Raw genomic sequence first — 12,603 nt, 5'->3', positions numbered from 1 at the left:
TTCGCGATGCCCCGGGACGACGAGCGGAGAATGTGACTCCGCTCTCACGCACAACAAGAAACAAAGGAAACACCATGGACATCGGATTCATCGGGCTCGGAAACATGGGTTTCCCGATGGCGCGGCGGCTGATCGAGGCGGGGCACAGGCTCGTCGTATTCGACACGCGCAAGGAGGTCATCGACAAGCTGGTCGCGCGCGGTGCCACTGCCGCGTCGTCGCCGAAGGACGTCGCTGACCAGGTCGAGACCGTGATGGCGAGCCTGCCCTCGCTGCAAGCTTCGCTGGACGTTGCCACCGGCGCGAACGGCGTGATCGAGGGCAAGCGCGCCAAACGTTTCGTCGATCTCTCAACCGTCGGCTCGGCAATGGCCGCGAAAATTCACGGGCTGCTCGCTCAGCGCGGCATCGTGCAGATCGACTGTCCCGTCTCCGGCGGCGTCGGCGGCGCGGACAAGGGCACGCTTGCCGTGATGGTGTCAGGCCCGAAAGCCGAGTTCGAGCTGCTCAGGCCCGCGCTGGAGGTGATCGGAAAGGTGTTCTTCATCGGCGAGAAGCCCGGTGCGGCGCAGACCATGAAGCTCGCCAACAATTTCCTGTCGGCCACCGCGATCGTGGCGACGTCGGAAGCCGTGGTGATGGGCGTCAAGGCCGGGCTCGATCCCGCCGTGATGATCGACGTCATCAATGCCGGCTCCGGCATGAACACGGCGAGCCGCGACAAGTTTCCGCGCGCGGTGCTGCCGCGCACGTTCGATTTCGGCTTCGCCACGGGATTGATGGTGAAGGACGTCCGGCTGGCGCTTGAGGAGATGAAGCAGCTCGGCCTGTCGATGGAGGTCGCCGAGGCGGTCGGACGGTTGTGGGAAACGGTGATCAGCGCCGAAGGCGCCGAGTCCGATTTCACCGCGGCGATCAAGCCGATCGAGAGGAAAGCGGGCGTCGTGGTGGGGGGAGCGAAGGGCGGGGTGACGGGGAAGTAGCGCCAGCGCTCCGCTCGTCGTCCCGGGGCGCGCGAAGCGCGAGCCCGGGACCCATAACCACAGGACAACGTGTGGCGAAGACTCGGAGTTACTAGCTTGGCGTCACAATGACTGCCTGGGAGTATGGGTCCCCGCCTACGCGGGGACGACACCGCGGCTGTTGAGCCGATGTCGTCAACTCACAGCCACGGCGCCGGCGTGTCCATCGCAATGAGCTGCTCCACCTCCACGCGCGGGCGCACCACGGCGTACTGGTCGCCCTTCACCAGCACCTCGGGCACCAGCGGCCGGGTGTTGTAGGTGCCGGCCTGCACGGCGCCATAGGCACCGGCGGTCATGATGGCGAGGAGATCGCCGGGCGCGGGCGTCGGCAGCGTGCGGTCGAGGGCGAGATAATCGCCGGTCTCGCAGACCGGGCCAACGACATCGGCCTTGATGGTGGCGGCGCCCTTGGCCGGCTGCTTCACCGCCAGGATGTCGTGATGCGCCTCGTACAGCGTCGGGCGGATCAGGTCGTTCATGGCGGCATCGATGATGACGAAATTCTTGCCGTCGCCGTGCTTCACATAGATCACCTTAGCGACGAGAATGCCGGCATTGCCGACGATCATGCGGCCCGGCTCGAACATCAGCGTGCAGCCGAGATTGTGGCTGACGCGCCTGACCATGGCGGCATAGGCGGCGGGCGCAGGCGGCGCCTCGCGATCCATGTAATAGGGAATGCCGAGACCGCCGCCGAAATCGACGTGGCTGATGTCGTGGCCGTCCGCCCGAAGCGTCTGCACGAATTCGGAGAGGATGCGGAACGCGGTCTCCATGCCGGACAGGTCGGTGATCTGGCTGCCGATATGCACGTCGGTGCCGGTCACCTTGATCCCGGGCAGCTTCGCCGCGTGCGCATAGACCTCGCGGGCATGCACGATCGGGATGCCGAACTTGTTCTCGGACTTGCCGGTGGAGATCTTTGCGTGCGTGCCGGCATCGACGTCGGGATTGACGCGGAGCGAGATGCGCGCGGTCTTGCCCATCTCGGTCGCGAGGCGCGACAGCAATTCGAGTTCCGGCTCGGATTCGACGTTGAGGCAGAGGATGTCGGCGGCGAGCGCCGCGCGCAGCTCCGCTTCGGTCTTGCCGACACCGGAGAAGACGATCTTGCTGGCGGGAATGCCGGCGGCCAAGGCGCGCTTCAGCTCGCCGCCCGAAACCACGTCGGCACCGGCGCCGAGCTTGGCCAGCGTTCGCAGCACCGACTGGTTGGAGTTCGCCTTCATGGCGTAGCAGACCAGCACCTTCTCGCCGGCAAAGGCCTCGGTGAAGACGCGGTAGTGCCGCTCCAGCGTTGCGGTCGAATAGCAATAGAACGGTGTGCCGACGTTGGCGGCCAGCTCGGACAGGTTCACCGCCTCGGCGTGCAGCACGCCGTTGCGATAGTCGAAATGGTTCATGGCGCAGGCTCGGTTGTGCCGGCTTATTTCCTGCCGGGAGGTTCGTCCAGGAGCGGGTCGAGAATAAACGATTTCTTCCGGCCCTTGGCCGCTGCGGGCGCGGCATCCGCGCTGGCGGTGGGCTCGAACAGGCTCGGCGCCTTCTGGGCCGCGGTCTCGGGCTCGACGGGTGCAGCGCCGGTGGCTGCGGGCGCGTTGGAGGCGGTCGGCGGCAGATCCAGCGGGCCCTTGCGGCCGCAGCCTGCAAGCGCGAGCGCCGTCAGGCTCAAGACAATGATGGCCCACCCCGAGCCGGCCGGGCGAAACTTTGACGTCACGACGAAATCCCCACTACGCGCGGCGCACCATACAGAGATTGGCGCGTTCTGGCGAGAGCCGGATGACCATGAAACATAAGCGAAATTTTGCCCTCAGCCCAATTTTCGCTCTTTTTCCAGCCGCTTCGCCCAGGCCTTGGCCTGGGAGGTCACATTCTTCGGCGCGGTGCCGCCAAAGCTGGTGCGGCTCTTCACCGACGATTCGACCGAGAGCACGCCGAGCACGTCCTTGGTGATCTTGGGCTCGATCGCCTGCATTTCCGTCAGCGGCAGCTCGTGCAGCGCGACGCCCCCCTCGGCGGCCTTGGCGACGATGCGGCCCGTGACGTGGTGCGCCTCGCGGAACGGCATCTTCAGCGTCCGCACCAGCCAGTCGGCGAGGTCGGTCGCCGTGGCGTAACCCTCGCCCGCGGCCGCCTTCATCTTGGCTTCGTCCGGAACGAGATCACGGACCATGCCGGTCATGGCGCGGATTGCCAGCGACAGCGCGGCAAAACCCTCCATGGCGCCCTGCTTGTCCTCCTGCATGTCCTTTTGATAGGCGAGCGGCAGGCCCTTCATGACGATCAGGAGCCCGTTGAGCGCGCCGATGACGCGGCCGGTCTTGGCGCGCACCAGCTCGGCGGCATCCGGGTTGCGCTTCTGCGGCATGATCGAGGATCCCGTGGTGAACTTGTCGCTGAGCCGGATCATGCCGACCAGCGGCGAGGTCCAGATCACGATCTCCTCGGCAAAGCGCGACATGTGCACGGCGCAGATCGCGGCGGCCGACAGGGTCTCCAGCACGAAATCGCGGTCGGAGACGGCATCGAGCGAGTTCGCCATCGGGCGGTCGAACAGGAGCGCCTTCGCGGTGGCATGGCGGTCGATCGGGAACGAGGTGCCGGCGAGCGCAGCCGCGCCCAGCGGCGATTCGTTCAGCCGCTTGCGGGCGTCCTGGAAGCGGCCGCGGTCGCGCGCCGCCATCTCGACATAGGCCAGCAGGTGATGGCCGAACGTGACGGGCTGCGCCGTTTGCAGATGCGTGAAGCCGGGCATCACGGTTGCGGCGTGCTCCAGCGCGCGGTCCACCAGGGCCTGCTGGAACGCGGCGAGCGCGGCATCGGTCTCGTCGATGACGTCGCGGACGAATAGACGGAAGTCGGTGGCGACCTGGTCGTTGCGCGAACGCGCGGTGTGCAGCCTGCCGGCGGCCGGGCCGATCAGCTCCGACAGGCGGCTCTCGACATTCATATGGATGTCCTCGAGCGCGCGCTTGAATTCGAAGCCGCCCTTGCCGATCTCTGACAGGATTGTGTCTAGACCCTTGCCGATATTTTTCGCATCAGAAGCCGTGATGATGCCCTGATTGGCCAACATCGCGGCGTGGGCCTTGGACGCGGCAATGTCCTGGGCGAAGAGGTGACGATCGACGTCGATGGAGACGTTGATCTCTTCCATGATCTCGTCGGGGCGTTCCGAGAACCGGCCGCCCCACATCTTGTTGCTCATGATCCCCTGTGCTCACGCCTGATTTGCCGAACGTTTGCTGGCCGCGGCCAGCCGTATTAAGAGGCCCCTGATAGCCATATCTGCGACCGGATGACAAACGATATGCTCGAACCGAAGCCCTCCACGCGCCGCATCCCCCTCGTCATCGCCACCGTGGCGATTGGCGGGCTGGCCGGCTTCGCCGCGCTGTACGGGCTGGGCCTGAGCCGGGCGCCATCTGGCGATCCGACCTGCAAGGCGGCGGTCGCGACGGCGCAGAAAATTGCCCCGCTCGCCCATGGCGAGGTGGCGGCGCTGACCATGGCAAGCACCCCCTTGAGATTGCCCGACCTCGCTTTCGAGGATTCCGAGGGCAAGCCGAAGAAGCTGTCCGACTTCCGCGGCAAGACCCTGCTGGTGAACCTCTGGGCGACCTGGTGCGTGCCCTGTCGAAAGGAGATGCCGGCGCTGGACGAGCTCCAGGGCAAGCTGTCGGGCCCGAATTTCGAGGTGGTGGCGATCAACATCGACACCCGCGACCTGGAGAAGCCGAAAACCTTCCTGAAAGACGCCAACCTTGTCAGGCTCGGCTATTTCAGCGACCACAAAGCCAAGGTTTTTCAGGATCTTAAAGCCGTGGGACGGGCGCTGGGGATGCCCACCTCGGTGCTGGTGGACCCGCAAGGCTGCGAGATCGCGACGATCGCGGGGCCAGCGGAATGGGCGAGCGAGGACGCACTCAAGTTGATCCGGGCGGCAACAGGGAAGGCCGTCGCGTCGCTTTAGATAGTCATTTTACGCATGATCTGATCGGAAAACCGGTTCCCACTCTTCCGGATCATGCGCTAGGCCGTGACGTTGAGATTGCCGCCGACGCCAGGGCCGACATTGGCGAGCGAGGGCTGGCCGGCGCCGAGCAGCGTCAGGACGGTGGATTTCTCCATATCCGCGTTCTGCTTGGTCAGCGTCGCCGCAATATTCGACTGCAGCGCGCCTTGCTGTGCGGCCAGCATGGTGCTGACCATTGCCATCATGTCCATTACGCGAACCCTCGTACCGGCCGTAACCTAGGCGCGAGAGGTTAACGCGACATGAACTGTGATGGAGCAGTACGGGCAATCGTGTCCCGGACAAGGGGCGGCACGCAAGTGACGCACCGCAGAGCCGGGACCCAGCATTCAGCGCGCGGCTCCTGGGCCCCGGCTCTGCAGCGCTCCGCGCTGCGCCCGAGGCACGAGACCACCTTACCGCGTCGGCACCGGCTTGGCGCCGCGGTAATCGTAGAAGCCGCGCTGGGTCTTGCGGCCGAGCCAGCCGGCCTCGACGTATTTCACCAGCAGCGGGCACGGGCGGTACTTGGAGTCGGCCAGCCCCTCGTGCAGCACCTGCATGATGGAGAGGCAGGTGTCGAGACCGATGAAATCGGCGAGCTCGAGCGGACCCATGGGATGGTGGGCGCCCAGTTTCATCGCCGCGTCGATCGCCTCGACGTTGCCGACGCCTTCATACAGCGTGTAGATCGCCTCGTTGATCATCGGCAGTAGGATGCGGTTGACGATGAAGGCCGGGAAATCCTCGGAGACCGCGACTTGCTTGCCGAGCTTGCCGACGAATTCCTTGGCGGTCTCGAAGGTGGCGTCGTCGGTGGCGATGCCGCGGATCAGTTCGACCAGTTCCATCAACGGCACCGGATTCATGAAGTGAATGCCGATGAAGCGCTCCGGGCGGTCGGTGGCGGCGGCGAGGCGCGTGATCGAGATCGAGGACGTATCGGAGGCGACGATCGCCTCCGGCTTCAACACGGCGCAGAGCTCGTGGAAGATCTTGCGCTTGACCTCTTCCTTCTCGACCGCGGTCTCGATGACGAGGTCGCAATCGGCGAGATCGTCCAGCTTCTCGGCTAGCTTGATACGCGCAATCGCCTTGGCCCTGTCGTCCTCGGTGACGGCCTTCTTGGAGACCTGACGCGCCAGATTGCCGTTAATGGTGGCCATGCCCGACTTGAGGCGGTCGGCTGAAACGTCGTTGAGCACCACGTCGAAGCCAGCGAGCGCCGCGACATGCGCGATGCCATTGCCCATCTGACCCGCGCCGATCACGCCGACCTTCTTGATCACTGCCGCCATATTGTCATCCACCGGAACGGCGCGCGGGGGGCGCGCCCTGCCTTTTCCCCTCGAGCCGGGAGGTCCGATTTAATCAGAACCTTGGCTCGAAACCTAGATTGGATCGCCTCCAAGGCGCGCCCCACGCCAAAGAAAACGCCTCAGAAACGCAACACCGGCCGGAGTTTATACCTCCGGCCGGTGTTTTCGATGCCTTTTACTTGCCGAGCTTGCCGAGTTCGGCGGTCAGCTCAGGAACCGCCTGGTAGAGATCGGCGACCAGGCCGTAGTCGGCGACCTGGAAGATCGGCGCGTCCTCGTCCTTATTGATCGCGACGATCACCTTGGAGTCCTTCATGCCGGCCAGATGCTGGATCGCGCCGGAAATGCCGACCGCGACATAGAGCTCGGGCGCCACGACCTTGCCGGTCTGGCCGACCTGCCAGTCGTTCGGCGCATAGCCAGCATCGACCGCGGCGCGCGAGGCACCGACACCGGCCCCAAGCTTGTCCGCGAGCGGCTCGATGTACTTGGCGAAGTTCTCGCGGCTCTGCATGGCGCGGCCACCGGAGACGATGATCTTGGCCGAGGTCAGCTCGGGGCGATCGCTCTTGGCGACTTCCTCGCCGACGAAAGTCGACAGGCCCGGATCGGCCGCCGCCGCCACGGTCTCGACCGGGGCGCTGCCGCCCTCGCCTGCTGCGGCGAAGGTGGAGGTGCGGACCGTGATGACCTTCTTGGCGTCCTTCGACTTCACCGTCTGGATGGCGTTGCCGGCGTAGATCGGGCGCTCATAGGTATCGGGCGCGACCACCTTGGTGATCTCCGAGACCTGCATGACGTCGAGCAGAGCGGCGATGCGGGGCATCACGTTCTTGAAGCGCGAGGTCGCCGGCGCGACGATGGCGTCATAGCCGGACGCCAGCGACACCACCAGCGCAGCCAGCGGCTCGGCGAGATCGTGCGCGTAGAGGTCGCCATCGGCGAGCAGCACCTTCTTCACGCCAGCGAGCTTGGCGGCGGCATCCGCCGCGGCCTTGGCGTTCTGGCCGGCAACCAGCACTTCGACATCCGCGCCGAGCGCGGCTGCCGCGGTCAGGGCCTTGTTGGTGGCGTCCTTGAGCGAGGCATTGTCGTGTTCGGCAATCAGAAGCGTCGTCATCAGAGCACCCCGGCTTCGTTCTTGAGTTTGGACACCAGCTCGGCGACGTCCTTGACCTTGACGCCGGCCTTGCGGCCCGCGGGCTCAGCCGTCTTTAGAACCTCGAGGCGCGCGGCGATGTCGACGCCGGTATCGGCGACGGTCTTCTCCGCGATCGGCTTCTTCTTCGCCTTCATGATGTTGGGCAGCGAGGCGTAGCGCGGCTCGTTGAGGCGGAGATCGGTGGTGACGATCGCCGGCCCCTTCAGCTTCACGGTCTGCAGGCCGCCATCGACTTCGCGGGTGACCTTGAAGTCCGAGCCTTCGACCTCGAGCTTGGAGGCAAAGGTTGCCTGCGACCAGCCGAGCAGCGCGGCCAGCATCTGGCCGGTCTGGTTGGAGTCGTCGTCGATCGCCTGCTTGCCGAGAATGATCAGGCCGGGCTGCTCTTCTTCCGCAACCTTCTTCAGGATCTTGGCGACAGCCAGCGGCTCGACCGTGCCCTCCGCCTTGACCAGGATGCCGCGATCGGCGCCCATGGCAAGACCGGTACGGATCGTCTCGGACGCCTGCGCAGGTCCAATCGAGACCACCACGACCTCGGTGGCCTTGCCGGCTTCCTTCAGGCGCAGCGCTTCCTCGACAGCGATTTCGTCGAAGGGGTTCATGGACATCTTGACGTTGGCGAGTTCAACGCCCGATCCATCGCCCTTGACGCGGACCTTGACGTTGTAATCGACCACCCGCTTTACCGGCACTAAGACCTTCATCGATCCTCTTTCACTCAATTTGGGAGGGGGGTTATCAACTGGCGCGGAACCTAAAGGCCTGATCTGCCCCGGTCAACGCGCGAACGGGTCTAATTTTGGCCCTCTGAAATGCGGGAGCGCGATGGGTCAGCGGTTCTGGCCGGGAACCCAGAGCACGTCGCCCGCGACATTGCCGTTCACGACCCGGCTGGCCACGAAGAGAAAGTCGGACAGGCGATTCATATATTGGATGCCAGCCGCGCTGACCGGCTCGCCTGGCTGGGCCGCCAGTTCCACGATCACGCGTTCCGCCCTGCGGCATATCGTGCGCGCCACATGCAGATGGGCCGCGGCTGGCGTGCCGCCGGGAAGCACGAAGGAGGTCAGCGGCGCGAGCTTGTCGTTGAGCATGTCGATGTCGCGCTCGAGCCGTTCGACCTGGCTCGCCACCACCCGCAGCCGCTCGGCCTTGCCTTCCCGCTCCGGCACCGCGAGATCGGCACCAAGATCGAACAGATCGTTCTGGATGCGGCCGAGCATCGCGTCGAGCTCGTGCATCTCGGCGGTGTAGAGCCTGACCACGCCGATCGCCGCGTTGGTCTCGTCGACGGTGCCATAGGCCTCGATGCGCAGATCGTATTTCGGACGTCGCTCTCCGGTTCCGAGCGCCGTCGTGCCATCGTCACCGGTCTTCGTGTAGATGCGGTTCAGCACCACCATGATCAGCGTCCCATCGCCCAGACCGCGAGCATCGCGATGATGATCGCCACGAACTGAAGCAGCACGCGCCAGCGCATCAGCTTCTGCGAGGTGTTGGGCGAGCCGCCGCGCATCATGTTGATGAGCCCGAGCAGCAGCACCAGCGCCACGGCGCCGGCTGCGGCCGGCAGGATGAAAGTACTCAGGAGAGATGCCATTTGAAGGTAGATAACACCGTGTGTGCCGGTCCGCCATCTCCCCAGCTCGTCATTCCAGGGCGATGCGGCGGGACCGAGCGCAGCGAGGCCCGGCACATCGGGCTCGGAATCCATCGGGCCACTTGCGCCGCGGCTAGATGGATTCCGGGCTCGCGCTTGGCGCGCCCCCGGAATGACGGCGGGGCGCTTCGCGAACTGGCTTTTGGGCCAAGAATATCAGATGGTAGCGCGATGATTTTTCGATTTGCGCCCATTGCTTGTTCTCCTGGCCTCTCCCTACGTGCAGAGGGAGAGGGCAGCGGCGTAGGTGCCAAGTGAAAGCCATCCGCTACATCTACTGCGTCGCTGAGGACGCGTTCTACACGTTCCTCGCCGATGACGGCTGGGCGATCGCAAGCCACATCGCGCTGTCGACGCTGATGGCGCTGTTCCCATTCCTGATCGTGCTGACCGCGCTCGCCGGCTTCTTCGGCTCCAAGGAACTCGCCGACCAGGCGGCCAGCCTGATGCTCCAGGTCTGGCCCAAGCAAGTCGCCGATTCGATCTCGGGCGAGGTGCATGACGTGCTGACCACCACCCGTACCGGGCTTCTGACCATCGGCGCGGCGCTGTCGGTCTATTTCGCCTCGAACGGCGTCGAGGCGCTCAGGGTCGCGCTCAACCGCGCCTATGCGGTGGTGGAGATGCGAAGCTGGTACTGGCTCCGGCTGGAATCAATCGCCTATACGATCATTGCGGCCTTCACGGCGCTCGCCATGGCGTTCCTGATCGTGCTCGGCCCGCTCATCATCGAGGCCGCGCGGCGCCACATTCCCCTGTTCGTCGAATCGAACGAGAGCATCCTCACCTGGGTGCGCTACGGCATCTCCATCGGCGCGCTGGTGATCGCACTGCTCATCCTGCACGCCTGGCTGCCGGCGGGACGGCGCAGCTTCCTGCAGATACTGCCCGGCATCGTCTTCACCATCGTGGCGTCACTGATCTCCAGCATCGTGTTCGGCCAATACCTGGCCCGCTTTGCCAACAACTACGTGACCATGTATGCGGGGCTCGCCTCGGTGATCATCGCGCTGGTGTTTCTGTACTTCATCGCCGCGATCTTCGTTTACGGCGGCGAGCTGAACGCCGCGATCATCAAGTCGAGGCTTCCTCACGGCGTGTCGCTTCAAGCAGCGCAGTCGCTAAAGCCCTCGGAGACACAGGCTTAACCAGGAAGGCGTCGGCCCCGGCTTCGCGCGAGGCGGCCTCGTCCTCGCCGCGGCCGGACACGCCGATGATCGGGATCCGAGCCAGCGGCGTTGGCAGCATGCGAATCCGCCTGATGGCCTCGATGCCGTCAATGCCCGGCAGCACCATGTCCATCAGCACCGCGTCGAATGCGCCCTGCTCCAGCCGGTTCACGGCGTCCTCGCCGCGCCCGATGAATTCGGCATGATGGCCGAGCTCGGTCAGGATGGTGTTGAGCACGACGCGGCCGAACGGGTTGTCCTCGACACTGAGCACGCGGAGCGCAGCCACCGCCTCGGGCTCGCTGCCGTCCTTCGCCTTGCGGACCTTGCCCGGTCCCGCCGCGTCCAGCGACACCGTCAATGTGAAGGTGGCGCCGCCACCGCGGCGCGGAGCGACGGTGATATCGCCGCCCATCGCCCGCGCCAATTGCTTGACCGAGGAGAGCCCCAAGCCGGCGCCGCCGAAGCGTGCGGCAATGGTGACATTGGCCTGGGTGAACGGGCGGAACAGCCGCTTGATCTCGGCCATGGTCAGGCCGATGCCGCTGTCGGACACGGCGAAAGCGACGCCGACCCTGCCCTTTGCTTTACCTTTGGCCGGACGGCACGGCTCGACGGCGAGGGCCACACCGCCCTGGTCGGTGAATTTCACGGCGTTGTCGATCAGGTTCTCGAGCGCGGCGCGCAGGCGGACGGAATCACCGACCACGAGCCCTGGGATCTTGTCGGCGATCTCGACCTTGGCCTGGAGACCTTTGGCCGCGGCACGGCCGGCCAGGGAATCGCCGGCGGTACGGGCGAGCGCCTTGAGATCGAACAGGTCCTGCCGCGGCGTGCTGCCGCCCTTTCCCGTTCTGGCAGCATCCACGAACAGCGTGGCGAGGCTCGCCAGATGCTCGGCGCCGGCCTTGATAGTGTCGGCCCAGCGCCGCTCCCGCTCGCCGAGATCGGAGGTCGCGAGCAGGTCGCTGATCGCGAGAATGCCGGTCAGGGGGGTGCGGACCTCATGGGCAAACGCGGCCAGCGCCGCCTGGACGACATCAGGCGCAACCGCCTTGGTGCTGCGCTTGCGCAGCTGGCCGGCCGCCCTGGGCCGCTTCCGAAGCGGCCGCCGCCTGGACGTCCGGGTGGTGCGCACTGGACGCGTCTTCGCCGCCATGAATCCCCTTCGAAGTACCCTCTTCGAACCCCGCGCTGGCCAAGCATGGCACGGAGGAACGCCCGGAGTCACGGCGACGTTTCGCTAACCCCCAGAGAAACTTAACCTAATCCCACCAGCCCGCGGATCGCGGCAGGCGTGAGGCCGGCCGCGCGCAATTCGCGCAGACCGGTCGAGCGGCCCGATTTCGACAGCTTCCGACCCGCCTCATCGCGAATCAACCGGTGATGGCGATAGGCCGGCTCGGGCAGGCCGAGCAGGACCTGGAGCAGGCGGTGCACCGCGGTGGCGTGAAACAGGTCCTGCCCCCGCACGATCTCGCTGGCGCCCTGGAGCGCGTCGTCGACGACCACCGAGAGATGGTAGCTGGTCGGCGTTTCCTTGCGGGCCAGGATGACATCGCCCCAGGCCTCCGGTCGCGTCGGGACGACGCCGCGTTCGCCATCCGGCCCCTCGCCGAGCTCGTTCCAGCTCAGGCCGGCGACGCGGCGGCAGGCGGCCGCCATGTCGAGCCGCAGCGCATAGGGCACGCCCGAGGCGATCAGCTGCGCGCGCTTGTCAGCCGAAAGTGATTTGGCCTCGCCCGGATAAAGCGGCGCGCCGTCGGGATCGCGCGGCCACGGGCCAGCGGCCTCGCGCGCCGCCACCAGCCTTGCGATCTCGGCGCGGCTTTCGAAGGCGGGATAGACAAGACCGAGCACAGAGAGCTTTTCCAGCGCAGCGCGATAATCGGCGAGATGTTCGGATTGACGCCGAACCGGCGTCTCCCAGGCAATCCCGAGCCAGGCGAGATCCTCGTAGATCGCCGTCTCGAACTCCGGCCGGCACCGCGTCGCGTCGATGTCCTCGATTCGCAGCAGCAATCGGCCGCCGGTCTCCCGCGCGCGATCGAAGTTGAGCAGCGCGGAATAGGCGTGGCCGAGATGCAGGAAGCCGTTCGGGCTCGGGGCGAATCGGAAAACGGGTGGTGCCATCACATGAATCTCGTCATGGCCGGGCTTGTCCCGGCCATCCACGTTCTTCGGTACCACAGACCGATGGTGTCAACGTCACGAACAAACACCACGACCACCGCTCATGCTACACAG

14 protein-coding genes are annotated in these 12,603 nt (G+C 65.6%); 3 read left to right on the top strand and 11 right to left on the bottom strand.

From position 1 onward, the window contains the following. The first annotated feature begins 74 nt into the window (after positions 1-74). Positions 75-983 (top strand): NAD(P)-dependent oxidoreductase, encoded by a 909-nt coding sequence (locus ABIA45_RS31090; protein WP_404654699.1) that lies wholly within the window; start codon positions 75-77, stop codon positions 981-983. A 179-nt stretch (positions 984-1,162) separates the two neighbouring features. On the opposite strand, the gene lysA is transcribed toward ABIA45_RS31090, so the two are convergent. The 3 genes from lysA to argH all read right to left on the bottom strand — a co-directional run bounded on the left by lysA (position 1,163) and on the right by argH (position 4,236). Further along, positions 1,163-2,428: a diaminopimelate decarboxylase gene (gene lysA, locus ABIA45_RS31085; RefSeq protein ID WP_271546112.1), complete on the bottom strand. Its 1,266-nt coding sequence runs from the start codon at positions 2,426-2,428 to the stop codon at positions 1,163-1,165. A 23-nt stretch (positions 2,429-2,451) separates the two neighbouring features. Further along, positions 2,452-2,745 carry a lipoprotein gene (locus tag ABIA45_RS31080; protein ID WP_036040362.1) on the bottom strand — a complete coding sequence of 98 codons (294 nt, stop codon included), beginning with the start codon at positions 2,743-2,745 and terminating at the stop codon, positions 2,452-2,454. A 93-nt stretch (positions 2,746-2,838) separates the two neighbouring features. Next, entirely contained in the window at positions 2,839-4,236 is a 1,398-nt protein-coding gene (gene argH / locus ABIA45_RS31075) for an argininosuccinate lyase (RefSeq protein ID WP_157286824.1), read from the bottom strand. A 102-nt stretch (positions 4,237-4,338) separates the two neighbouring features. Here argH and ABIA45_RS31070 point away from each other — a divergent pair, with 102 nt between their 5' ends. Continuing rightward, positions 4,339-5,001, top strand: a complete 663-nt coding sequence (locus ABIA45_RS31070) for a thiol:disulfide interchange protein TlpA (RefSeq protein WP_271546117.1) — start codon at positions 4,339-4,341, stop codon at positions 4,999-5,001. A 59-nt stretch (positions 5,002-5,060) separates the two neighbouring features. Here ABIA45_RS31070 and ABIA45_RS31065 read toward each other — a convergent pair whose 3' ends face one another. The 6 genes from ABIA45_RS31065 to ABIA45_RS31040 all read right to left on the bottom strand — a co-directional run bounded on the left by ABIA45_RS31065 (position 5,061) and on the right by ABIA45_RS31040 (position 9,127). Next, on the bottom strand, positions 5,061-5,255 hold the full coding sequence (locus tag ABIA45_RS31065) for a hypothetical protein (RefSeq protein WP_008543352.1): 195 nt from the start codon (positions 5,253-5,255) through the stop codon (positions 5,061-5,063). Between the two features lie 204 nt (positions 5,256-5,459). Beyond that, a complete protein-coding gene (locus tag ABIA45_RS31060; protein WP_036020751.1) occupies positions 5,460-6,341 on the bottom strand; it encodes a 3-hydroxybutyryl-CoA dehydrogenase in 882 nt (293 codons plus the stop codon). A 196-nt stretch (positions 6,342-6,537) separates the two neighbouring features. Further along, positions 6,538-7,482 (bottom strand): electron transfer flavoprotein subunit alpha/FixB family protein, encoded by a 945-nt coding sequence (locus ABIA45_RS31055; RefSeq protein WP_036020748.1) that lies wholly within the window; start codon positions 7,480-7,482, stop codon positions 6,538-6,540. Continuing rightward, complete coding sequence (locus ABIA45_RS31050; protein ID WP_271546125.1) at positions 7,482-8,231, bottom strand: electron transfer flavoprotein subunit beta/FixA family protein; 750 nt, start codon at positions 8,229-8,231, stop codon at positions 7,482-7,484. Before ABIA45_RS31050 ends, ABIA45_RS31055 begins: the two co-directional genes overlap by 1 nt. 126 nt (positions 8,232-8,357) lie before the next feature. Continuing rightward, positions 8,358-8,930, bottom strand: coding sequence for a cob(I)yrinic acid a,c-diamide adenosyltransferase (locus ABIA45_RS31045; RefSeq protein ID WP_404654698.1), 573 nt, complete (start codon positions 8,928-8,930; stop codon positions 8,358-8,360). Positions 8,931-8,932: 2 nt separating this feature from the next. Next, positions 8,933-9,127, bottom strand: coding sequence for a twin transmembrane helix small protein (locus ABIA45_RS31040; protein ID WP_028178512.1), 195 nt, complete (start codon positions 9,125-9,127; stop codon positions 8,933-8,935). Between the two features lie 314 nt (positions 9,128-9,441). Between ABIA45_RS31040 and ABIA45_RS31035 the strand changes: the two genes are divergently transcribed. Then, a complete protein-coding gene (locus ABIA45_RS31035; protein WP_271546128.1) occupies positions 9,442-10,335 on the top strand; it encodes a YihY/virulence factor BrkB family protein in 894 nt (297 codons plus the stop codon). On the opposite strand, the gene ABIA45_RS31030 is transcribed toward ABIA45_RS31035, so the two are convergent. Both ABIA45_RS31030 and gluQRS read right to left on the bottom strand, forming a co-directional pair. Next, the gene (locus ABIA45_RS31030) at positions 10,262-11,515 is read right to left on the bottom strand and encodes an ATP-binding protein (protein ID WP_404654697.1); all 1,254 of its coding nucleotides are present in this window, start codon (positions 11,513-11,515) and stop codon (positions 10,262-10,264) included. The two genes, ABIA45_RS31035 and ABIA45_RS31030, sit on opposite strands and share 74 nt — an antisense overlap. A 101-nt stretch (positions 11,516-11,616) precedes the next feature. Then, on the bottom strand, positions 11,617-12,489 hold the full coding sequence (gluQRS, locus tag ABIA45_RS31025) for a tRNA glutamyl-Q(34) synthetase GluQRS (protein WP_404545517.1): 873 nt from the start codon (positions 12,487-12,489) through the stop codon (positions 11,617-11,619). Between the last annotated feature and the right edge of the window lie 114 nt (positions 12,490-12,603).

This window comes from Bradyrhizobium sp. USDA 336, assembly GCF_044908355.1.
GTDB classification, from domain to species: Bacteria; Pseudomonadota; Alphaproteobacteria; order Rhizobiales; family Xanthobacteraceae; genus Bradyrhizobium; species Bradyrhizobium yuanmingense.
This window is presented reverse-complemented; position numbering and strand designations above follow the sequence as displayed.

Excerpts from the sequence above, each read along its gene's own strand:
- ABIA45_RS31070 (WP_271546117.1), top strand. The coding sequence starts at position 4,339 with ATGCTCGAACCGAAGCCCTCCACGCGCCGCATCCCCCTCGTCATCGCC.
- ABIA45_RS31090 (WP_404654699.1), top strand. The coding sequence starts at position 75 with ATGGACATCGGATTCATCGGGCTCGGAAACATGGGTTTCCCGATGGCG.
- ABIA45_RS31045 (WP_404654698.1), bottom strand. The coding sequence starts at position 8,930 with ATGGTGGTGCTGAACCGCATCTACACGAAGACCGGTGACGATGGCACG.
- lysA (WP_271546112.1), bottom strand. The coding sequence starts at position 2,428 with ATGAACCATTTCGACTATCGCAACGGCGTGCTGCACGCCGAGGCGGTG.
- ABIA45_RS31065 (WP_008543352.1), bottom strand. The coding sequence starts at position 5,255 with ATGGACATGATGGCAATGGTCAGCACCATGCTGGCCGCACAGCAAGGC.
- gluQRS (WP_404545517.1), bottom strand. The coding sequence starts at position 12,489 with ATGGCACCACCCGTTTTCCGATTCGCCCCGAGCCCGAACGGCTTCCTG.
- ABIA45_RS31050 (WP_271546125.1), bottom strand. The coding sequence starts at position 8,231 with ATGAAGGTCTTAGTGCCGGTAAAGCGGGTGGTCGATTACAACGTCAAG.
- ABIA45_RS31040 (WP_028178512.1), bottom strand. The coding sequence starts at position 9,127 with ATGGCATCTCTCCTGAGTACTTTCATCCTGCCGGCCGCAGCCGGCGCC.
- ABIA45_RS31030 (WP_404654697.1), bottom strand. The coding sequence starts at position 11,515 with ATGGCGGCGAAGACGCGTCCAGTGCGCACCACCCGGACGTCCAGGCGG.
- ABIA45_RS31060 (WP_036020751.1), bottom strand. The coding sequence starts at position 6,341 with ATGGCGGCAGTGATCAAGAAGGTCGGCGTGATCGGCGCGGGTCAGATG.
- ABIA45_RS31055 (WP_036020748.1), bottom strand. The coding sequence starts at position 7,482 with ATGACGACGCTTCTGATTGCCGAACACGACAATGCCTCGCTCAAGGAC.
- argH (WP_157286824.1), bottom strand. The coding sequence starts at position 4,236 with ATGAGCAACAAGATGTGGGGCGGCCGGTTCTCGGAACGCCCCGACGAG.